This window comes from Mesorhizobium sp. B2-3-6, from assembly GCF_006442305.1.
Lineage (GTDB): Bacteria > Pseudomonadota > Alphaproteobacteria > Rhizobiales > Rhizobiaceae > Mesorhizobium.
In genome coordinates this window covers 184001-204280 of the sequence record NZ_VFVW01000008.1, presented here as the reverse complement: position 1 = coordinate 204280, position 20280 = coordinate 184001, and the positions used below count along the sequence as shown (strand labels likewise).

The window sequence follows — 20280 nt, the reverse complement described above, 5'->3', positions numbered from 1 at the left end:
TCCGGCGGATCACCACATCGTCTTTTTCGCCCGCTCCGGCTATTCCTTGTCATAGGCGGCGCCGTCGATGTTCCTGCGGCTGGTGATCTCCAGGATCTTTCCTGGTGTCGGCAGGGACTTCGGATCGACATGCCTTTCCGGGTTCCACAGTTCCGACCGCACGATGGCGCGGGCGCATTGGAAATAGACCGTATCGACATCGATGACGCTCACCGAGCGTGCCGGCCTGCTGTCGACCGTGAACGACGCGCAAAGCGCGGCATCCGTGGTGATGTGTGCGCGGCCGTTGATGCGCAGCGTCGTTCCGGAGCCCGGCACCAGGAACAGCAGCCCGACGCGGGGATCGCGAATGATGTTTCTCAGCGAATCGGCGCGGTTGTTGCCGCGCCGGTCCGGCATCATCAGGGTTTTCGGATCGACGATGCGCACGAAGCCGGCGAGATCGCCGCGCGGCGAGCAATCCAGCCCTTCCGGCCCGCTCGTCGCCAGCGCGACGAAGGGCGAGGCCTCGATGAAGGCGGCGTATTCGGGAATGACGTGGTCGAGTTCCTTGACCACCGAGGCTTCGCCGGGCAGGCCATAGAGCGTTTCAAGCTGTTCGACTGTGGTTATGATGGACATTGTCTCGTCTTCCGATCCGCCGCCCCTACTCCCGCTCCATGACATCTTGACGACGCCCGCCGGCTAACGGTCGCGGCTGAGACCCTTTTGCGCAAGCTCGGCAAGGTAGGCGTTCCAGCGCGCGTCCTTCTCGTGGCCTAGCGTGTGCAGGTAATTCCAGGTGAAGATCCCGGTGTCGTGGAAATCGTCGAAGGTGATGCGCACCGCGTAGTTGCCGACCGGTTCAATTTTGAGGATGGCGACATCGCGTTTGCCGGGAACGGTCACCCGCTGGTCCGGCGAATGGCCCTGCACCTCGGCCGACGGCGAGGCGACGCGCAGCAGCTCGGCCGGCAGCTCGAATGGCTGGTGGCCGGGAAAGGTCACGGAGAGCAGTTTGCGGTCTTTGGAGACCCGCAGTTCCTTCGGCGCCGTCATGGTGTTTTTCCGTTTCGAACCGCCCTTCCCTACGCCGCTTCGCCGGATTGGAAAAGCCCGTACCAGGCAGCCGACATCCGGTGTCGGTCGGGGAATGTTACCAAAGATCGAGAGCGGCTATCTTGAACGACAGGCCGGATCGTATCACATAGCGATATATAACGCCGTCGTTCACAGCCACGGGAAACGCTTCACGCATGGACATGATCGATCCTTTCGGCCGCACGATCAGCTACCTGCGCGTGTCGGTCACCGACCGCTGCGATTTCCGCTGCACCTATTGCATGGCCGAGGACATGGCTTTCCTGCCCAAGAAGGACCTGCTGTCGCTCGAGGAACTCGACCGGCTGTGCAGCGTCTTCATCGCAAAAGGCGTGCGCAAATTGCGTCTCACCGGCGGCGAGCCGCTGGTGCGCAAGAACATCATGCACCTGGTCCGTCAACTGTCGCGTCATCTCGAAAGCGGCGCGCTGGAAGAACTGACGCTGACCACCAACGGCTCGCAGCTTTCGCGTTTTGCTGCCGAGCTCGCCGATTGCGGCGTCAAGCGCATCAATGTTTCGCTCGACACGCTTGATGCCGACAAGTTCCACGCAATCACCCGCTGGGGCCATCTCGGCAAGGTCATGGCCGGCATCGATGCGGCGCAGGCGGCGGGGCTGAAGATAAAGCTCAACGCCGTGGCGCTGAAGGATTTCAACGACGCCGAATTGCCTGAGATGATGCGCTGGGCGCATGGCCGCGGCATGGACCTGACCGTCATCGAAACCATGCCGATGGGCGAGATCGACGCCGACCGCACCGACCAGTACCTGCCGCTGTCGCTGCTGCGCGCCTCGCTGGAGCGCCAGTTCACGCTGACAGACGTCCCGTTCAAGACCGGCGGTCCGGCCCGCTATGTCCATGTCGCGGAAACCGGTGGCCGGCTCGGCTTCATCACGCCGATGACCCATAATTTTTGCGAGAGCTGCAACCGCGTCCGGCTGACCTGCACCGGCACGCTCTATATGTGCCTGGGCCAGGAGGATGCCGCCGATCTCAGGGAGCCGTTGCGTGCGTCCGAAGGCAACGATCTGGTCGGCGCGGCGATCGACGAGGCGATCGGGCGCAAGCCGAAAGGGCATGATTTCATCATCGACCGTCGCACCAGCCGCCCCTCCGTGTCGCGGCATATGAGCGTCACCGGCGGCTGATTTTCCCACGGATCTGGTGCAGGATCGCTTCCGGCTGACTGCTGGAGGAATGGAATGAAGTGCGCGCGCTCGGTATTGGCATTCGTTGCGGCGATCGCCGCAATCCCCTCGGCCGCCGCTCCTTTCACCTACACCAACGAGCGATTCGGCACGGTCTGCACCTTTCCCGATGATGTTTTCACCGACCGCCAGCCCGAACCGGACAACGGTGACGGCCAGCAATGGCTCGCGCCCGACGGCGCCAGCCTGATCTGTTCCGGCATCCTGAATATCGACAACGACACGCCGAGGCACTTCGTCGCGACCGAGAAAGCCAGCACGGAGGCGGGTTACAAGGTCACCTACAGCAGGACGGGAAAGGACTGGGCCGTGCTTTCGCGGCTGAAGGCCGGGAACATCTTTTATGAGCGCCGCCTGTTCGGCAAGGACGGCGTCATCCGCACCGTCTGGATCGAATATCCGCCGGCCGTGAAGCCGAAATACGACCCGCTGGTCGGCGCCATCGCCGCCAGCCTCGAGGGACCGTGACTATTGCGGCCATGCCGCAATAAATCTCCGCCGGCGGATGCCCGCCTGATTTACCCCAGCCGTTTTCGCGCCTAGCCTTCCATCCGGTAGCGGCTTTCGCTCCGTTGGGGGAAAACATTATGCGCAAGTTCATCTTTTCTGTTGCCTTGCTCGGCCTCGCCGCCATGCCGGCGGCGGCGCAATCCATCGGCGGCACTTACGATGTCGCCGGCACCAATTTCGATGGTTCGGCCTATGGCGGCGAAGCAACCATCACGCTGACAAGCGGCACGACCTGCACGATCCATTGGGAAACCGGCGGCTCGTCCTCGGACGGCATCTGCATGCGCAACGACAACGCCTTCTCGGCCGGCTATGTCCCTGGGCAAGGAGATCGGCCTTGTCGTCTACAAGATGGATGACGACGGCTCGCTGCACGGCCTGTGGACGATCGCCGGCAAAGACGGCAGCGGCACCGAGGTGCTGACGCCGAAGAAGTAAGGCCGGCCATCCGCGGTTGAAATTCTGGGCCGCGATCAAGGCCGTGGCCCAGCCCTTTGTCGTTGCTGTTTCGGTCCCGGCTGCTACAGGCTTTTTTCAAAGCAGAACCGGTAGAGATCTTGCCCCTTTCTCCCAATCTTCGCGGTGCGTTGTTCATGGTGGTGGCGATGGCCGGCTTCACCCTCAATGACGCGATCACCAAATATTCGTCGCAGTCGATGAACATGGCGCAGGTCATGCTGATCAGAGGCGCATTTGCCTCGCTCTTCGTCGGCCTGCTTGCCTGGCAGCGCGGCGCGCTGGTCCGGCCGCGCTCGATGCTGCAGCCACTGGTGGCGCTGCGCGTCCTTGCCGAGGCCGGCGCGACGGTGACCTTCCTGGTCGCGCTTGCCCATTTGCCGATCGCCAGCGTCTCGGCCGTCCTGCAGGCACTGCCGCTGGCCGTGACAATGGGCGCGGCCCTTGTCTTCGGCGAGGCGGTCGGCTGGCGCCGCTGGCTGGCGATCGCCGTTGGATTTGGCGGCGTGCTGGTCGTGGTGCGCCCGGGCTTCGAGGGGTTCAGCATGTTTTCGCTCGTGGCGCTGGCCAGCGTCGCCTGCTGCGCGGTGCGCGATCTCGCCACCAAGCGGATTCCGCAGGCTATCCCGACGCTGCTGGTCTCCACCGCAACGGCATTGGCCATGACGGTGGTCGGCGCGCTGCTGCTGTCGCCGATGGGCGGCTGGACACCGATGACGGGCAAAGCCACTGCACTGCTGGCGCTCGCAGCAGTGCTGGTGCTCATCGGCTACCAATTCATCATCATGGCGATGCGCTCGGGCGAGATTTCCTTCATAGCGCCGTTCCGCTATACGGCGCTGCTCTGGTCCATTGTGCTCGGCCTGCTGGTCTTCGGCGATGTCCCCGATATGACGATGATCATCGGCGCCAGCACAATCGTGGGCTCCGGCCTTTACGCGCTTTATCGTGAGCGGGTCGTCGGCCGGCGCAGGATCGTCGCGGAAAGCACTGGTCCTGCCATGGCCCCGGACGGCATATAAGAGGCTCGGGGAGAATCCCGTGATTTTCGCGACGGCGCACGGGCTCGATGATGGTGATGGATATTGCGGGATTGATGCTGGCCGGCGTTCAATCCAGACGCAGGGGCGGCGGCGACAAGACCTTGCTGCGGCTCGAAAGCGCCCCCCGGCGATCTTGCCAAGGCGGCGCGGTTGCTGCAGAGCATCTGAGATGAACAAGCGCCTCTTCGGCATCACCGGCTGGAAGAACTCCGGCAAGACGACCCTGACTGAGAAACTGGTCGCGGAACTCGTTGGGCGCGGCTGGACGGTTTCGACCGTAAAGCACGCCCATCATGATTTCGACATCGACAAGCCGGGCGCGGACAGCTTTCGCCACCGCCAGGCAGGAGCCATGGAAGTCGCCATCGTCTCCGCCAATCGCTGGGCACTGATGCACGAATTGCGCGGCGAGGATGAGCCGGCGCTGGAAGCGATCCTGTCGCGGCTTGCGCCGTCCGACATCGTGCTGGTCGAAGGCTACAAGCGCGAAGCCCACCGCAAGATCGAAACCCGGCGCCTGGAGGCGAAGGACCGGACGCCGCTTTCGGCGGGTGACCCCGGGATCGTTGCCATTGCGGCCGACTTCGTCATCGAGGACAAAAGCCTGCCGGTGTTCGACCTCGACGACGTGAAATCGATAGCCGACTTCGTCGAGCGCGCGACCGGCCTCGTTGCTTGAGAAGTAACGTAACGGCAGAAGGACATTGCCGATTTTCGTGGTTTTGCAGTTGCTTTTTTCTTGGAAAGAGTGGGAGTATCGGGCCAGCGGGCGGTCAAAAGCACCGCCCCCACAGAGCCGTTTCGGAACGACGGCCGGGACCATAAAGAGAGGATCATTATGCGTATTGCACTGCGTATCGCGCTCGCCGCTTCGGCCGCGCTGCTGACGCTCGGCGTAGCCCAGGCCCAGGAAAAGACCCTGAGGATCGGCACCGAGGGCGCTTATCCGCCCTTCAACAACCTGACTTCCGATGGCAAGCTCGTCGGTTTCGACATCGACATCGCCCAGGCGCTCTGCGATGAGATGAAGGTCAAGTGCACCTTCGTTGCCCAGGATTGGGACGGCATCATCCCGGCGCTGCAGGCGGGCAAGTTCGACGCCATCGTGGCCTCGATGTCGATCACGCCGGAGCGTGCCGAGAAGGTAGACTTCACTCACAAATACTACAACACGCCCTCGGCGCTCGCCGTCCCGAAGGATTCGACGCTGAAGGGCGTGACCAAGGAGGACCTCGCCGGCAAGAGTATCGGCGTGGCCACCACGACGACGCATTTCAACTATGCCTCGAAGACCTACACCGACAGCACGATCAAGGGTTATCCGAGCAGCCCCGAGGAACAGGCGGACCTGGCCAACGGCCGCCTCGACGCCATCGAGGATGATATCGTGGTGCTGCAGCAGTGGCTGGATTCGCCTGACGGTGCCTGCTGCAAGATCCTCGGCCAGCCCTCGCCGCAGCCGGTCGAGATTTTCGGACCTGGCGCCGGCATTGCCGTGCGCAAGGGCGAGACCGATCTGGTCAACAAGCTGAATTCCGCCATCGACGCCATCAGGGCCAACGGAAAATACAAGGAAATCAACGACAAGTACTTCAAGTTCGACGTCTACGGCGCCGAGTCCTGATAATCACCTCCAAGGGCGGCAGGGTCTCCCTGCCGCTTTACCCGATCTGGGAGCTCTGGAGATAACACCACTCGATGCCAGCCCAAAGCATATGGACACTTCTCAGTTGGGGACCCAATGGCTGGCTTGACGATATCGCCTATGGCGCGGTGGTCACCATCGCGCTGGCGCTCGCCACGCTTCCGATCGGCCTGACGATCGGCTTTTTCATTGCCTGGGCAAAGCAATCCGAAGAGCCTTCGCTGCGGCTGGCCGCGAACATTTACACCACCATGTTTCGCGGCCTTCCGGAGCTGGTGACGCTCTTCCTGTTCTTCTTCGGCATGCCCATCCTGCTGCAATACATCATCCGCTTCTTCAGGCCCGAGGCGACGATCGATGTCGACAGCTTCATCGCCGGCATGATCGTGCTCTCGCTGATCTTCTCTTCCTATGCCAGCGAGGTATTCCTTTCGGCCTTTCGCGCCATTCCGAAGGGCCAGTATGAGGGCGGCTATGCGATCGGTCTGTCGAAGTGGCTGACCATGCGCAAGGTGATCCTGCCTCAATTGCTGCGCATCGCCTTCCCCGGTCTCGAGAATTGCTGGCTCAGCCTGCTCAAGGACACAGCCCTGGTCTCGGTCGTCAACCTCGCCGAGACCTTGCGCAATGCGGGCGTCGCGGCGCGCGTCACCAAACATTCGTTCCTGTTCTACAGCGTCGCGGCGCTGGTCTTTCTCATCCTGGCAATCCTGTCTTCGATCGCCACCGGCTTCATCTTGCGGTCGCTCGGGCAGAAGGAAGCGCGATGAGCGTCACCGACACCATTGCCGTCGATCGGCCGCCGCCGCCGGCGCGCGGCTGGCCGCGTGCCCGTATCGTGGGATACGCACTCGTCGGCCTCTGGATCCTCTTCGGCTTCGGCATACTGGCCTATCTGGTCTCCGCGTGGAACGGTGAGTTCTTCGCACGATATGCGCCGGCCTATCTGCAGGGACTTGGAACCACCCTGTCGCTGGTGGCGGTGTCGATGGTGGCCGGCGCCATCCTGTCGCTGCCCGTCACCTATGGCCGCATGTCGAACAACCGGTTGCTGTCGTGGCCCGCCTATTGCTACGTCTATTTCTTCCGCGGCACGCCGCTGCTGGTCCAGGTCTATCTGGTCTATTACGGGGTCGGTTCTTTCCGCGTGCAGCTCGAATCGGTTGGGCTATGGTGGTTCTTCCGCGACGCCTTCAACTGCGGCGTGTTCGCCTTTGCGCTCAACACGGCCGCCTATCAGGCCGAAATCTTGCGCGGCGCCATAGAGAGCGTTCCAAGGGGCCAGTGGGAAGGCGCCGCTTCGCTCGGCCTGCACAAGTTGCAGACGCTGCGCAAGGTCATACTGCCCCAGGCGATCATCGTGGCCTTGCGACCCTACGGCAATGAACTCGTTCTGATGATCAAGGCCTCCGCGATCGTCGCCATCATCACCGTCTACGACCTGATGGGCAATGCGAAACTCGCCTACGCCAAGTCCTTCGACTTCCAGGCCTATGTCTGGGTGGCAATCGTCTATCTGGTGATGGTCGAGATCCTGCGCCACGGGGTCGAATGGATCGAGCGCCGGATTACCATTCACCTGAAACGGTAAGCCTACCTGATCTGTGCCAGTCGATGGCGCGGCGCGCGCCTTGACGAATCCGCCGCATGGCCTAGACCTTCCGCAACTGCAATCTTTGCTCCCGTCGGAAGGAACAAGCCATGGCATCGGTGGCATTTCTCGGTCTTGGCGTCATGGGCTACCCCATGGCCGCGCATCTGAAGAACAAGGGCGGCCATGACGTCACCGTCTACAACCGCACCGGGGCAAAGGCGGAGCAATGGGTCGCCCAGCACGGCGGCGCTCTCGCCCTGACGCCGGCGCAGGCTGCCGAAGGCAAGGACTTTGTTTTCTCGTGCGTGGGCAATGACGACGATCTGCGTTCGGTGACGACGGCAAAGGACGGTGCCTTTCAGGCCATGAAAAAGGGCGCCGTCTACATCGACAACACCACGGCATCGGCCGAGGTCGCGCGCGAATTGGCCGAGACCGCACAGGAGCGCGGCTTCTCGTTCCTCGACGCGCCGGTCTCCGGCGGCCAGGCCGGCGCCGAAAACGGCATTCTGACCGTCATGGTCGGCGGCGACCAGGCAGCCTTCGACAAAGCCAGGCCCGTCATCGACGCCTATGCCCGGATGGTCGGGCTTATGGGACCGGCAGGCGCCGGCCAGCTCACCAAGATGATCAACCAAATCTGCATCGCCGGGCTGGTGCAGGGACTGTCCGAAGGCATCCATTTCGGCAGGAAAGCCGGGCTCGACATCGAGAAGGTCATCGATGTGATCTCCAAGGGCGCAGCGGGCTCGTGGCAGATGGAGAACCGGCACAAGACGATGAATGCAGGCAAATACGACTTCGGCTTCGCGGTCGACTGGATGCGCAAGGATCTCGGCATCTGCCTTGATGAAGCCGACCGCAACGGGGCCAGACTGCCCGTGACGGCGCTCGTCGACCAGTTCTATAAGGACGTCCAGGCGATGGGCGGCAGGCGCTGGGACACATCCTCACTGCTGGCGAGGCTGGAAAAGTAGAACGCAGATGTCCCTGCCCTGCCCGAGCTGGAGCGCGGACGACATCGTCGCTCACCTGCGCTCGATCGGCACGCAGGAAAACCGCGCCGGCATGGCCCGGTTCGGCATCAACACCGCGACGGCGCTTGGTGTAGGCAATTCGGATTTGCGGCCGCTGGCGCGCAAGCTGAAGCGCAATCACGAGCGGGCGCTTGCCCTGTGGGACAGCGGTGTTCGCGAGGCGCGGCTGGTGGCGGCGTTCACCGGGGAGCCGAAAAGGATCACGGCCGAGCAGTGCCGCCGCTGGGCCGGCGATTTCGATTCCTGGGAGATCGTAGACAGCGTTTCGGATCTCTTTGCTGAAACGCCGTTCCGGCGTGAGTTGATCGAGGAGTTTGCTGCCGACGAACGCGAGTTCGTGCGCCGCGCCGGCTTTGCCATGGTGGCGTGGAGCGCAGTGCATCTGAAGCAGGAGCCGGACGCGACGTTTCTCGCCGATCTGCCGTTGATCGAGGCGCATGCCGGCGATCCGCGCAATTTCGTCAGGAAGGCGGTCAGCTGGGCGCTGCGACAGATTGGCAAACGCTCGGCGGCGCTGCATGCCCCTGCCCTTGCGCTCGCGCAAAAGTTGGCCGGATCATCCGACAAGACGGCGCGCTGGATCGGCCGGGACGCCGTGAAGGAGTTAACGGATGCCAAAAGGCTGGAACGGCTCACCGCCAGAAAAAGCTGATCTTGCCGATATCCGGTTCACGGAGGTGACGCCGGCAACACGCGGCGACTTCGAGATATTGTTCGAGCAGCCGGGTGCGCCAAGATATTGCTGGTGCATGGCGTGGCGGCAGTCCGTCCGCGAGCACATCCCGAATGATGAGAAAAAGCGCCAGATGATGGCACTTATCGATGCCGGCAGGCCGGTCGGCATCCTCGCCCAGATCGACGGCAAGACCGTTGCTTGGTGTTCGGTCGCGCCGCGCGAAACCTACCGAAGGCTTTCAAAGCGGCAGGACGACAGCGAGACGGGGGTATGGTCAATCGTCTGCTTTTATGTGCCAAGGGCTTTGCGCGGCCGCGGTCTTGCTTGCGCATTGCTCGATGCGGCCATTGACCACGCGTTCGCCAAGGGGGCGCATATCATTGAGGCCTATCCGGTGGGCGAGGCATCGCCGAGCTACCGTTTCATGGGGTTTCGCGACATGTTTGCGGCGCGCGGCTTTCACGACGCCGGCATGACCGGTTCTCGCCGGCATGTAATACGGCTCGAGCGTTGACGTCGCCGGCGGCGGTGTCTTTACTCGAACGCAAAGGAAAACGTCCGATGACCAAACGTCTGATAGCCATGGCAGCGTTCGCGGGCGCGATGTCGGCTTTTACCGCCGCCCTCGCTTCGGCCGAGACCACACACATATTCTGGAAGGATTTGCGCCCGGCGACCCAGGCGGTTGCCGAAGAAGCTGGCCTGCCGATGATCGCGGCAAAATTTCCCGATCGCGGCGAGACGTTATCCCTCGGCCTGCAGGACAAGACCATACAAATAGCCGGCTATGCGTTGCCGGTCGATCGCGAAGGCGATCTTGTCTATCAATTCCTACTGGTGCCGTGGACCGGCGCCTGCAGCCACATGCCGACACCACCACCCAACCAGATCGTCCTGGTCACCCCGGCTCAGCCCTACAAAATATCGCGGGCCTACCAGCCGGTTTCTGTAACCGGCGCGCTGAAACCAGGCATGGAGAAGAGCCAGCTTTTCATCCTGGACGGAGTCTCGGTCATCCAGTCGGGCTATACCGTGCGCAAGGCAGACGTGACCGGCGTCGACACCGTGCCGGACACAATAACCCTACCGGTCAACTCGCCTTGGACTTTCCTCAACAAAAAGAAGAACTAAGCAAGGCGAGCTTGCGTGACCTTGCATGCACCAAGGCCACGCGCGCTCAGGCCGCGTTCGCGCCCGATTCCTTGTCCAGCACCATGTAATCGAGTGGGATTTCGGTCGTGTACTTGATCTGCTCCATGGCGAAGGAGGACGAGACGTCGCGAATCTCGATCTTGGCGATCAGCCGCTTATAGAAGGCATCATAGGCTGCAATGTCGGGCACCACGACACGCAGGAGGTAGTCGACATCGCCGCTCATGCGGTAGAACTCGACCACCTCGGGGAATTCCTGGATGACTTCGGAAAAGCGCCGCAGCCATTCATGGCTGTGCGAATTGGTGCGGATCGAGACGAAGACGGTGACCCGCACATTGACCTTTTCATGATCGAGAATGGCGACACGCCGCTTGATGACGCCCTCTTCCTCGAGCTTCTGGATGCGCCGCCAGCAAGGGGTCGTCGACAGTCCCACTTTCTTTGCGACATCGGCGACCGCGAGCGTCGCGTCCTCCTGCAGGAGGCGGAGAATTTTTCGGTCAAGGCGGTCCATTGAAAGCTCCTGAAGGAATGGATTGGCCATAATCGGCGTTATTATAGCCTTTCACAAGAAAAAAATTCTGCTGATTGGCGGAAAAGCCGGTGGTTTCTTGCTGAACGTCTAACCGAGACGATAGCGGATTTCCGACCTGAGGAAAGGCAGCAAATCCATTTCAAACCAGGGATTCCGCTTCAGCCAGCCGGTGTTGCGCCAGGACGGATGCGGCAGCGGCAGCACCTTCTGGCCAGCGGATTTCTCCCAGATGGAGCGCCAGTCCCTCACCGTTTCCGTCAGGGACGGGCGCCGCGCGGCACCCATGTGCCAGGACTGCGCGTAGATGCCGATCGTCAGCACCAAGTCGATCTGCGGCATGAGCCCCATCAATGGCGCGCGCCAGGCCGGCGCGCATTCACGCCTTGGCGGCAAGTCGCTGCCCTTGGCGTCCTGGCCGGGGAAACAGAAGCCCATCGGCACGATAGCGAACTTCCCGGTGTCGTAGAACTCCTCGCTGGTGACGCCGAGCCAGTCTCGCAGCCGGTCGCCCGAAGCATCGGTGAACGGCATGCCCGACAGATGCACCTTGGTTCCCGGCGCCTGGCTGGCAATCAGGATGTGGGCATTCGACGAGGGTCGCAGCACCGGGCGCGGTTCGTGCGGCAGTGGCCGGCCGATCGGATTGTCGACGCAGATGCGGCAGGAGCGAACCGTCGCGGCGAAGCTTTCGAGTTCCGCAGTCATCCTCAGGCCGCGGCACTCGGCCGGCTCGAAACCATCCGATACCAGCGCAACACATTGCTGCACTCGTCCGGCACCTTGATGCGCGCCGGTTTCATAAAATCGATGGCGATCATCCCGGTGATATCGGCGATCGAATAGGCGTCGCCGGCGGCGAATTCACGGGTTCCCAGCTCGCCGTCGAGAAGTCTCAGGAATTCGATTGCCTTCGGCTTGTTGGCCTCGCCCCATTCGGGAATCTGCGGGATCTCCCATTCCTTCATGGCCGGATGGGTGTGGCGGAAAGCCTGCGCGACGCAGGTCAGCAGGTTGAATTCCATCCGCCTTTGCCACATCTCGACCTGCGCCTTGCCGAGCGCCCCGCGCCCGAACAATGCGGGCTCGGGATTGAGTTCCTCGAAATAGCGGCAGATGGCGACGGACTCGGTGACGACGGTGCCATCGTCAAGCTCCAGCACCGGCAGTCGCCGCAGTGGATTGCGCGAGCTGACCGCCTGTTGCCTGTGTTCCAGCGCGCCCATGTCGACGGACACCAGCGGAACCGCGATTCCCTTCTCGGCCAGAAAAATGCGAACCCGTCTTGGGTTGGGCGCTCGGCCGCCGTCGAAGAGCTTCATTCGATCCTCCAGTTCTTGCCGGTGACGGCAGGGTTCAGTTTCCGCCGGCTTACCAGAAGCGGAAGATCTCTCGCACGGCATCGCCGATGGAGGCGAGCGTGCCATGTTTTCTCTCGACGGACTCGCCATGGTGGCTGTCGCGCCAATCCTGCGGCTGGTCGAACGTACCTGCCCAGATACCGGCCTTTGCCGCGCGCGCGATCGCTTCCTCGCTCTCGTAACCGCCGAAAGCGACCGCCCAGCCTGCCTCGACCTGTGCGCGGTTGAGATCGGTGTCCCCGGCCCTGCAATCGCCGAGCAGCCGGCCGTAACGATCGCGCTGCCAGCCGCTGCAGATGACGGGCCTGCCGGCGATCAGGCGCACCAGAGATTGGCGCGCAAGCGCGCCACAAGAATAGTCGGCGCCGTTCTTGCGGCAGGTCTGGGTGTATTCCGGCGCGTCGATGCCGCACATGCGGATGCGTTCGGCGCCGAGCGTGATCGAGTCGCCATCATTGATGATGGCGACGCCCTGTGTCTTTCGCGTCTCCACGCGATCGAGGCGCGCCGCAAGCACGATCAGCAACCCCAGAATAATGACGGTCAGCCCGTAGTCCAGCAATTTGCGCCACAGGCTCCGCGGACGCGGCGCAGCGTACCGCCGGCGCGGTCCTTGCGACCAGGAACGGCTCATATGGCAAACGGTTGGTTAATCATTCGAACGTAGCTTAACACCTTGAAATGCCGCCCGCATAAATTGAAGTCTTCATGCCTTTGCAACGCTCGAACACAGCGGACAAATTCATTGTGGACCGCAGGAAACGCCATCGCAACAGCGATGTCGCGCGCGCGGTGCGCAAGACGCGCGACCGTCTTTCGCAACAGGCCGGCAATCCGGATTTCGATCGCGAACTATTGAAACTCCATGCGCGCGCGATGACCAGCGGGGCCATTGCCATTCCGCTGCTTGTCCTGGCGATCGCCGCGCTTGGCCGGCTGGCCGGCATCGGCAATGAGATCATTCTCTGGGCGCTGTTCACCCTGACCTGCTACACGATGTTGGCTTTCATGGCGCGCCGCGTCGAACGCGTGGAAGCGTCCGATCTTAACCCGTTGCAAACCCAGAGAGAATTCCTGTTCGCACATTTCCTGTGCGGCCTCGGCTGGGGCTGGTTCGTCTGGCTCGGCTGCGGTGCCTGCGCGGTCGACCAGTTTCAGGTGGTCAAGGCCGTGGTGCTGCTGCTTGCCATGGCCGGAACCGCTATCATGGCCTCATCCCTGCGCGGGGCGTTGCTGGCGACTTTCGCTGTTCCGGTGGCGCTTTACGCCTACGCCGAAATAAGGCTGCGGATGCCGGTCGGGGCGATCATGGCCGTACTGCTCGTCCTTTCGCTGCCTTTCTTTGCCTATATCGCGCGGAACCTCAACCGCTCCTCCCTGATGCTTTTGTCATTCCGCTCCGAAAAGGACGCGCTGATCGCCGAAGTCGAGACCGCGAAATCGATGTCGGACGAGGCGCGGCGGCGCGCGGAAGATGCCAATCTGGCCAAATCGCGCTTTCTTGCCTCGATGAGCCATGAATTGCGCACGCCGCTCAACGCAATTCTCGGTTTTTCCGAAGTGATGTCGAACGAAGTGCTGGGGCCGATGAGCAATCCCACTTATCGCGACTATGCCCATGACGTGCACGAATCCGGCCAGCATCTTCTCGACCTCATCAACGAGATCCTCGACCTGTCGCGCATCGAGGCCGGCCGGTACCAGCTCAATGAAGAGCCGGTGATGCTGCTCGGCATTGTCGAGGATTGCTGCCACATGATGGAGTTGAAGGCGCGCAACAAGGATATCCGCGTCATTCAGGATTTCGAACATGCCTTGCCGCGCCTGTTCGCCGACGAGCGCGCGGTGCGCCAGATCACCCTCAACCTCTTGTCCAACGCGATCAAGTTCACCGCTACCGGCGGCGAAATCCGCGTGCGCGTCGGCTGGACGGCCGGCGGCGGACAATACATCTCGGTCAGGGACAACGGCCCCGGCATACCGGAAGACGAGATCCCGGTAGTGCTTTCGGCCTTCGGCCAGGGTTCGATCGCCATCAAGAGCGCCGAACAGGGCACCGGACTTGGTCTGCCGATCGTGCAGGGCCTGCTCGCCATGCATGGCGGCGAATTCCAACTTCATTCCAAGCTGCGCGAAGGCACAGAGGCAATTGCCATCTTCCCGCTGAGCCGGGTAATGGAGGAACTCCCGGCCCTGCCGACCGCGGCGGTCGCGGCGCGTCGGCGTTGACGCGCCTCATGCGTGGAATGAGCGACGAATGCTCGGCCTAGCCGCGAACGGCCGCGGCCATGCCCGAACTGGTCAGTGCCGCTGCCTTGATTAGGCCGGCGGCAAGTGCCGCGCCTACTCCCTCGCCGTGGCCGACGCCGAGGTCAAGCAAGGGGCGAAGGCCAAGGCGCTCGGCGGCCTGCGCATGCGCGGGCTCCGGCGACAGGCCGGCGAGAAGGCAATGATCCAGCGCGGCAGGATTGGCGGCATGCAGGACCGCTGCGGCTGCCGTTGCCGCAACTCCGTCGAGCAGCACGGGGATCTTTTGCATCCGTGCCGCAAGGATGGCGCCGGCTATCGCCGCGAACTCACGGCCACCGAGCCGGCGCAGCACCTCCAACGGTTCATCGAGATGGCCGGTGTGGAAAGCCAGCGCCGCATCGACCACCTCCGCCTTGCGCGCCTGCATCGCCGCATCGGCGCCAGAGCCCGGGCCGACCCAATCGGTGCCCTTGCCGCCCAACACGGCCGCGAACAGGGCCGCGGCGACGGTGGAATTGCCGACGCCCAGATCGCCGAGGCAAAGCAGGTCGGCGCCGCCGGCGATCGCCTCCATGCCAAAGGCCATGGTCGCGGCGCAACCCCGCTCGTCGAGTGCGGCATCCTGCGTGATGTCGGCTGTCGGAATATGCAAGGCGAGATCGAAAACCTTCAGCCCGAGGTCGTTGGCGACGCAGACCTGGTTGATCGCTGCACCGCCGGCCGCACACAGTTCGACGGCGTTTGCGGTCGCCGCCACGGCTCTCGGCGAGACGCCGTGCCTGACAACACCATGGTTGCCGGCAAAGACCGCGACCAGAGGCCGCGTCACTGCCGGCGGCGCACGGCCACTCCATGCTGCCAGCCAGGCAGCGATATCCTCGATGCGACCAAGCGAGTTCCTTGGCTTGTCCGCCTTGGCGAACAGCGTTCGCACACGGGCCTCGGCTGTCGTGTCGGCCGCCGGCAGGTTGGCCAGCAGGTTACGGAAATCGTCGAAGGGCTGTGCTCTGGTCATGTCGTGGAAATCGTCCTTGCAGATGGCAGCGGCATAGCCGCCCTCGTGCGCCGGCACAACCTCCCGCGCCTGATGTAAAAGCGGCCGTGGGCGACGCATTCCCGAGGGCTTGCAAAGGCCATGCCGTTGCACCATGTGGAAGTCAGCCAAGGAAACATTCATGACGGCCATCGAATCCCCATGCATTCTGGTCTGTTCGATCGATATGAAGACCGGTTTCTGTTTCGGGTGCGGCCGCACCCGGGACGAGATCGGCGCTTGGATCGACATGACGGCGCAGGCGCGCCGTGACGTCATGGCCCAACTGCCTGCAAGGCTGGAGACGGTAGAGCGCCGGCCGCGCCGCGAAACCCGCCGCACCCGTATGGCACGGGAACGCGACGCGCTCTCGTGAACGGATTGCCGACATGAGCCGCCTGTTCTGGATCCTGATGCTCGTCATCGGCGTCGGCGCGGTGCTGCTGATGTTCAACGATTCCGCCGGCAATACGCTCGGCGTAGAGAACGATGATTTCGGCCGGCTGATCTGGCTTGGCGCCTTCGGTGCGCTCATCGGCGCCGGCCTGCTAAGGTCGGGCCGCCCGCTCGGGGCCATGGCGCGCAATCTCGGCGCGTGGGCGGCGATCGCGCTCGCGGTGATCGCCGGCTATCAATATCGCTACGAATTGCAGGACTTCGCCAGCCGGGTAACCGCTGGCCTTGTTCCCGGCAGCCCGCTGGCGTTGGGCATCGAGGACGGCCATGCCACCGTGACGCTCGACAAGGCCGACAATGGCCATTTCGAGGCGCGCATCCTGATCAACGGCGCGCCAGTGCGCACGGTGGTCGACACAGGAGCGACCAGCACCGTGTTGACGTCGCAGGACGCCCAGGCAGCCGGGATCAATCCCGCCGCTCTCGATTTCACCATACCGGTCTCGACCGCCAACGGCACGGCGCGCGCCGCGGCTGTGAAAACCAACGAACTGGCCATCGGCGGCATCGTGCGAAAGAATATGCCGGTGATGGTCGCGGCACCCGGTATGCTTGGCCAGAGCCTGCTCGGCATGAACTTCATCAGTTCGCTGTCCGGCTTCGACGTGCGCGGCGACCGGATGACCCTCCGGGATTGACGTTCGGCAAAAGCGGTTCAGGCGGCCTTGTCGACCGCCCCGCTGAGGTCGACCGCAGCGAACGCCGTCTTCAGCACCTGCGGCCCAGCGCCGGGGCGCGTTGCATCCGTGGAGAGGATCTGGCGGTAGCGGCGGGCACCAGGCAATCCATGGAATAGCCCGACCATGTGGCGGGTGACATGACCGAGCCGCCCGCCCTGTTCGACATGGCGTGCGGCGTAGCCGGCCATGACGTCGATCAGCGCGGCGAAATCGAAGGGAACGGTCCGCTCTCCATAAAACATGGAATCGACGCCGGTCAGAATGCCTGGAGTATGGTAGGCGGCGCGGCCGAGCATGGCGCCGTCGAGGTGCTGGAGATGCGTCCGCGCCTCTTCAAGCGATTGAATACCGCCATTGATGCCGATGAATTCGCTCGGTTTTCTCGCCTTCAACCGATAGACGCGGCCATAGTCGAGCGGCGGGATGTCGCGGTTTTCCTTGGGGCTCAGCCCCTCTAGCCATGCCTTGCGCGCATGCACCCAAAGGGCATCGGCCCCGGCAGCAAAAACGCCGTCTGCAAGTGCATCCAGCGCCGGCTCGGGATCCTGCTCGTCGACGCCGATGCGGCATTTGACGGTTACGGGAATGGCCACAGCCGCCTTCATCGCCGCGACGCAGTCGGCGACGAGGTCAGGCGCCTTCATCAGGCAGGCGCCGAACGTACCGGACTGGACGCGGTCAGACGGGCAGCCGACATTGAGGTTGATTTCCTCATAGCCGAAAGCCTGGCCGATGCGCGCCGCCTCGGCCAGCTTCCCCGGATCAGAGCCGCCGAGCTGCAGCGCGACCGGATGTTCCGCATCGTCGAAACCGAGCAGGCGCTCGCGCGCGCCCTGGATGACCGCGTCCGCCACCACCATCTCGGTGTAGAGCAACGCACGGCGAGTCAGCTGGCGATGGAAGAACCGGCAATGGCGGTCCGTCCAATCCATCATCGGGGCGATTGCCACCTTATGCTCTTGGTATCTCGACATTTTTTGCGTCAATTGGTTGGTTGATGCGGGCGGTATGGCCACCAATCCTCATATCGGCGACATATGCGAAGTAGGCAAGCCCCTCGCTCGAGCAGTAAGTCTGAAGGCGGTCCTTCTGCGCCTGCCAAATCCTATGGCCTGAAGTGCTGTCTTCTCGTTTTTTCGAGTGCTGGGCGAAATCGCTCCAAGAAATCGGAAGCTTGCACCCCCTTGCTACACCGCAGGAGAGCGGCACGCCGTTTTGCGACCTGGTCGATAGTCTTTCAACTGCGGCGAACAAGACGGGGGACCGCCTTTCCAGGATTGGCTGCTTTCCGAAGTTGCCGACCACAAGCAGATGGTGGCCATCCTGGGCCGCGCCGCATTAGGCGTTCGCCGACGCCATGGCAAACGGACAAACAGTCGATCGGCGCCGGGGGTCGGCGCCGATTTTCGACTACAGCCGGTTCAGAACGTTACCGCCGCAGCGCGTACACGCGCCCAGCTGGCTCGCTGCCCACCGACAAGGCCATGTCGTCATCCAGAAGCCGCGTGATCCGGGCGAAGCCGGTGAACGCCTTCCTGGCTTCTTCAGCCGACATCTGCCCCGACAGGGCGGCCGCGCAGCAGTTCAGCGCGCATTGATAGACAGGGCCACGTCGCCCGGTCGGCCATTTACGCAAAAACATCATGGCCTCGGCAACACTGTCGATTTCCTCGACAGGGTGTCCCTGCCCGCGTGAGATCCGCACGGGCGAAAAAAAATGCAAATAATTCATCGTATCCTCCCGCTCGGTCGCGACGTGTTCGACCGAACCCCATTAAACGCGCCATCATCCACTTGGTTCCATAAAAAACGTACGCTTGGCAAAAAAAAGGTAGGTTTGCCCGCCGCGGCTCCGATGTCGTCGCGCCAGCGCTTGAAAGCGCCACGAACCCGACTCGCCGATCAGAGGGCAAGCATCATGCCGCGCGACAATGGCGATCCCCATTGAATATCTTTAAGGCCAAAGCCGGCAAATCAGCCGATTGCCCCTTCCCTCGCGTCAGGCGTAACCTTGACGGTCAACGCGTGAGGGCGCGTGCTGCAAGAAGGGGACAATTGCAATGACGATACAAGGCGCATCGCCGGATCTATATAACGAAGATCTCGCACCGGCCAAGATACGAAACTGGGGACCATTCTCGATCTTCAACGTCTGGACGTCGGACGTGCACAGCCTCTGGGGTTACTATCTCGCCGCCAGCCTTTTCCTGTTCTGCGGCGGTTTCGTCAACTTCATCATCGCCATCGGCATCGGCTCGCTCGTCATCTACGCGCTGATGAACATGGTGGGCTATGCCGGCGTGAAGACCGGCGTGCCTTACCCAGTGCTCGCCCGCGCCTCGTTCGGCATATGGGGCGCCAACATACCGGCGCTGGTGCGCGCCATCGTCGCCTGCTTCTGGTACGGCGCACAGACGGCGGCCGCTTCCGGCGCCATTGTCGCGCTGCTGATCCGCTCGCAATGGTTCGCCGATTTCAACGCCAACACCCATTTCCTCGGCCACTCCGGGCTGGAAGTGATCTGCTTCGTGGTCATCTGGGCGCTGCAGCTGCTGATTATCCAGAACGGCATGGAGACGGTGCGCCGCTTCCAGGATTGGGCCGGGCCAGCCGTGTGGGTGATGATGCTGATCCTGGCCGTCTATCTCTGTGTCAAAGCCGGGACCTTCGCCTTCACCAGTGACATTCCGATGGAGGTGCTGCTCGAAAAGACCAAGGATGCGGGCGTGCCAGGTACGCCGGGATCGTGGACGTCGCTGTTCGCCGTCGCCGCGATCTGGGTGACCTATTTTTCGGCCCTCTATCTCAACTTCTGCGATTTCGCCCGCTATGCACCGGACAAGGCATCGCTGCGCAAGGGCAATATCTGGGGCCTGCCGATCAATCTCATCCTGTTCTCGCTGGTCGCTGGCGTCACCACCATTGCCGCTTACGACGTCTATCACGAGGTGCTGCTGCACCCCGACCAGATATCGGCGAAATTCGGCAGCTGGTTCCTGGCCGCGCTCGCCGCCTTGACCTTCGCGGTGGCGACGCTCGGCATCAATGTCGTGGCCAACTTCGTCTCGCCGGCCTTCGACTTCTCTAACGTCTTCCCGCGCCAGATCGACTTCAAGAAGGGCGGCTACATCGCGGCACTGATCGCGCTCGTGCTCTATCCCTTCGCGCCTTGGGAAGGCAGCGCTGCGTCCTTCGTCAACATCATCGGTGCGACGATGGGGCCGATCTTCGGCGTCATGATGGTCGACTACTACCTGATCCGGAAGGGCGAGGTCGACGTCGAAGCGCTTTATCGCGAGGACGGCGAGTTCCGCTTCCAGGGCGGCTGGCATGTCAATGCCTTCATCGCTGCCGGCATTGGCGCCGTCTTCTCCTCGATCCTGCCGAACTTCACCAACTGGCTGCCATCCTGGTGGGGCGTCTATGGCTGGTTCTTCGGCGTCGGGATTGCCGGCATCATCTACTACGTGCTGCGCACCGCCGCCGTGGGTGCCGGCGCCAAGACGGCGAAGGCCTGAAATGGGGCAGTAGGCAGGAAAGGTAGGGAAAGCAGACGGCTTC

At 62.7% G+C, this 20280-nt stretch carries 24 protein-coding genes and 2 pseudogenes; 17 read left to right on the top strand and 9 right to left on the bottom strand.

What is annotated here, in order from left to right; all coding sequences use genetic code 11:
• Positions 1–39: 39 nt before the first annotated feature.
• Both FJ953_RS23040 and FJ953_RS23035 read right to left on the bottom strand, forming a co-directional pair.
• Complete coding sequence (locus FJ953_RS23040) at positions 40–621, bottom strand: pyridoxamine 5'-phosphate oxidase family protein (protein WP_140625132.1); 582 nt, start codon at positions 619–621, stop codon at positions 40–42.
• Positions 622–684: 63 nt separating this feature from the next.
• Positions 685–1038 carry a DUF971 domain-containing protein gene (locus FJ953_RS23035; RefSeq protein ID WP_140498625.1) on the bottom strand — a complete coding sequence of 118 codons (354 nt, stop codon included), beginning with the start codon at positions 1036–1038 and terminating at the stop codon, positions 685–687.
• Positions 1039–1235: 197 nt separating this feature from the next.
• On the opposite strand from FJ953_RS23035, the gene moaA reads away from it, so the two are divergent.
• The 13 genes and pseudogenes from moaA to FJ953_RS22970 all read left to right on the top strand — a co-directional run bounded on the left by moaA (position 1236) and on the right by FJ953_RS22970 (position 10383).
• Positions 1236–2231 carry a GTP 3',8-cyclase MoaA gene (gene moaA, locus FJ953_RS23030; RefSeq protein WP_140515385.1) on the top strand — a complete coding sequence of 332 codons (996 nt, stop codon included), beginning with the start codon at positions 1236–1238 and terminating at the stop codon, positions 2229–2231.
• Between the two features lie 54 nt (positions 2232–2285).
• Entirely contained in the window at positions 2286–2759 is a 474-nt protein-coding gene (locus tag FJ953_RS23025) for a hypothetical protein (RefSeq protein WP_140625131.1), read from the top strand.
• A 119-nt stretch (positions 2760–2878) separates the two neighbouring features.
• Positions 2879–3239: pseudogene (locus FJ953_RS23020) on the top strand (hypothetical protein).
• A 119-nt stretch (positions 3240–3358) separates the two neighbouring features.
• Positions 3359–4279, top strand: a complete 921-nt coding sequence (locus FJ953_RS23015; protein ID WP_140625130.1) for a DMT family transporter — start codon at positions 3359–3361, stop codon at positions 4277–4279.
• Positions 4280–4329: 50 nt separating this feature from the next.
• Positions 4330–4419: pseudogene (locus tag FJ953_RS31210) on the top strand (molybdenum cofactor guanylyltransferase MobA); the annotation flags it as partial.
• A 50-nt stretch (positions 4420–4469) separates the two neighbouring features.
• The gene (gene mobB / locus FJ953_RS23005) at positions 4470–4979 is read left to right on the top strand and encodes a molybdopterin-guanine dinucleotide biosynthesis protein B (protein ID WP_140498630.1); all 510 of its coding nucleotides are present in this window, start codon (positions 4470–4472) and stop codon (positions 4977–4979) included.
• 159 nt (positions 4980–5138) lie between these two features.
• Entirely contained in the window at positions 5139–5924 is a 786-nt protein-coding gene (locus FJ953_RS23000; RefSeq protein ID WP_140498631.1) for an ABC transporter substrate-binding protein, read from the top strand.
• A gap of 74 nt (positions 5925–5998) precedes the next feature.
• Positions 5999–6715: an ABC transporter permease gene (locus tag FJ953_RS22995; protein ID WP_140498632.1), complete on the top strand. Its 717-nt coding sequence runs from the start codon at positions 5999–6001 to the stop codon at positions 6713–6715.
• Positions 6712–7536 carry an ABC transporter permease gene (locus FJ953_RS22990; RefSeq protein ID WP_140498633.1) on the top strand — a complete coding sequence of 275 codons (825 nt, stop codon included), beginning with the start codon at positions 6712–6714 and terminating at the stop codon, positions 7534–7536. The genes FJ953_RS22995 and FJ953_RS22990 overlap by 4 nt, the downstream gene beginning before the upstream one ends.
• 110 nt (positions 7537–7646) lie before the next feature.
• On the top strand, positions 7647–8516 hold the full coding sequence (locus FJ953_RS22985; protein ID WP_140498634.1) for an NAD(P)-dependent oxidoreductase: 870 nt from the start codon (positions 7647–7649) through the stop codon (positions 8514–8516).
• 7 nt (positions 8517–8523) lie between these two features.
• Positions 8524–9228, top strand: coding sequence for a DNA alkylation repair protein (locus FJ953_RS22980; protein ID WP_140625129.1), 705 nt, complete (start codon positions 8524–8526; stop codon positions 9226–9228).
• Between the two features lie 97 nt (positions 9229–9325).
• Entirely contained in the window at positions 9326–9766 is a 441-nt protein-coding gene (locus tag FJ953_RS22975; protein ID WP_246674875.1) for a GNAT family N-acetyltransferase, read from the top strand.
• Between the two features lie 47 nt (positions 9767–9813).
• Positions 9814–10383 (top strand): DUF3299 domain-containing protein, encoded by a 570-nt coding sequence (locus FJ953_RS22970; protein ID WP_140625127.1) that lies wholly within the window; start codon positions 9814–9816, stop codon positions 10381–10383.
• Positions 10384–10429: 46 nt separating this feature from the next.
• Here the strand turns inward: FJ953_RS22970 and FJ953_RS22965 are convergent, their stop codons facing one another.
• The 4 genes from FJ953_RS22965 to FJ953_RS22950 all read right to left on the bottom strand — a co-directional run bounded on the left by FJ953_RS22965 (position 10430) and on the right by FJ953_RS22950 (position 12934).
• On the bottom strand, positions 10430–10921 hold the full coding sequence (locus tag FJ953_RS22965) for an Lrp/AsnC family transcriptional regulator (RefSeq protein ID WP_006205209.1): 492 nt from the start codon (positions 10919–10921) through the stop codon (positions 10430–10432).
• A gap of 108 nt (positions 10922–11029) precedes the next feature.
• Entirely contained in the window at positions 11030–11647 is a 618-nt protein-coding gene (locus FJ953_RS22960) for a uracil-DNA glycosylase family protein (protein ID WP_246674873.1), read from the bottom strand.
• A 2-nt stretch (positions 11648–11649) separates the two neighbouring features.
• The gene (locus FJ953_RS22955) at positions 11650–12261 is read right to left on the bottom strand and encodes a glutathione S-transferase (protein ID WP_140625125.1); all 612 of its coding nucleotides are present in this window, start codon (positions 12259–12261) and stop codon (positions 11650–11652) included.
• Positions 12262–12310: 49 nt separating this feature from the next.
• Complete coding sequence (locus FJ953_RS22950) at positions 12311–12934, bottom strand: thermonuclease family protein (protein ID WP_140625124.1); 624 nt, start codon at positions 12932–12934, stop codon at positions 12311–12313.
• A 74-nt stretch (positions 12935–13008) separates the two neighbouring features.
• Here FJ953_RS22950 and FJ953_RS22945 point away from each other — a divergent pair, with 74 nt between their 5' ends.
• A complete protein-coding gene (locus FJ953_RS22945) occupies positions 13009–14529 on the top strand; it encodes a HAMP domain-containing sensor histidine kinase (protein WP_140625123.1) in 1521 nt (506 codons plus the stop codon).
• A 37-nt stretch (positions 14530–14566) separates the two neighbouring features.
• Here FJ953_RS22945 and FJ953_RS22940 read toward each other — a convergent pair whose 3' ends face one another.
• Positions 14567–15565, bottom strand: a complete 999-nt coding sequence (locus FJ953_RS22940; RefSeq protein ID WP_140625177.1) for a nicotinate-nucleotide--dimethylbenzimidazole phosphoribosyltransferase — start codon at positions 15563–15565, stop codon at positions 14567–14569.
• A gap of 160 nt (positions 15566–15725) precedes the next feature.
• Between FJ953_RS22940 and FJ953_RS22935 the strand changes: the two genes are divergently transcribed.
• Both FJ953_RS22935 and FJ953_RS22930 read left to right on the top strand, forming a co-directional pair.
• A complete protein-coding gene (locus FJ953_RS22935; protein ID WP_140515375.1) occupies positions 15726–15959 on the top strand; it encodes a DUF1289 domain-containing protein in 234 nt (77 codons plus the stop codon).
• A gap of 13 nt (positions 15960–15972) precedes the next feature.
• Positions 15973–16677: a TIGR02281 family clan AA aspartic protease gene (locus FJ953_RS22930; protein WP_140625122.1), complete on the top strand. Its 705-nt coding sequence runs from the start codon at positions 15973–15975 to the stop codon at positions 16675–16677.
• Positions 16678–16694: 17 nt separating this feature from the next.
• On the opposite strand, the gene dusA is transcribed toward FJ953_RS22930, so the two are convergent.
• Both dusA and FJ953_RS22920 read right to left on the bottom strand, forming a co-directional pair.
• Positions 16695–17693, bottom strand: coding sequence for a tRNA dihydrouridine(20/20a) synthase DusA (gene dusA / locus FJ953_RS22925; RefSeq protein WP_140625121.1), 999 nt, complete (start codon positions 17691–17693; stop codon positions 16695–16697).
• Positions 17694–18148: 455 nt separating this feature from the next.
• Complete coding sequence (locus FJ953_RS22920; protein ID WP_140625120.1) at positions 18149–18451, bottom strand: DUF982 domain-containing protein; 303 nt, start codon at positions 18449–18451, stop codon at positions 18149–18151.
• Positions 18452–18779: 328 nt separating this feature from the next.
• On the opposite strand from FJ953_RS22920, the gene FJ953_RS22915 reads away from it, so the two are divergent.
• Positions 18780–20237 carry an NCS1 family nucleobase:cation symporter-1 gene (locus FJ953_RS22915; RefSeq protein ID WP_140498646.1) on the top strand — a complete coding sequence of 486 codons (1458 nt, stop codon included), beginning with the start codon at positions 18780–18782 and terminating at the stop codon, positions 20235–20237.
• Positions 20238–20280 lie beyond the last annotated feature (43 nt).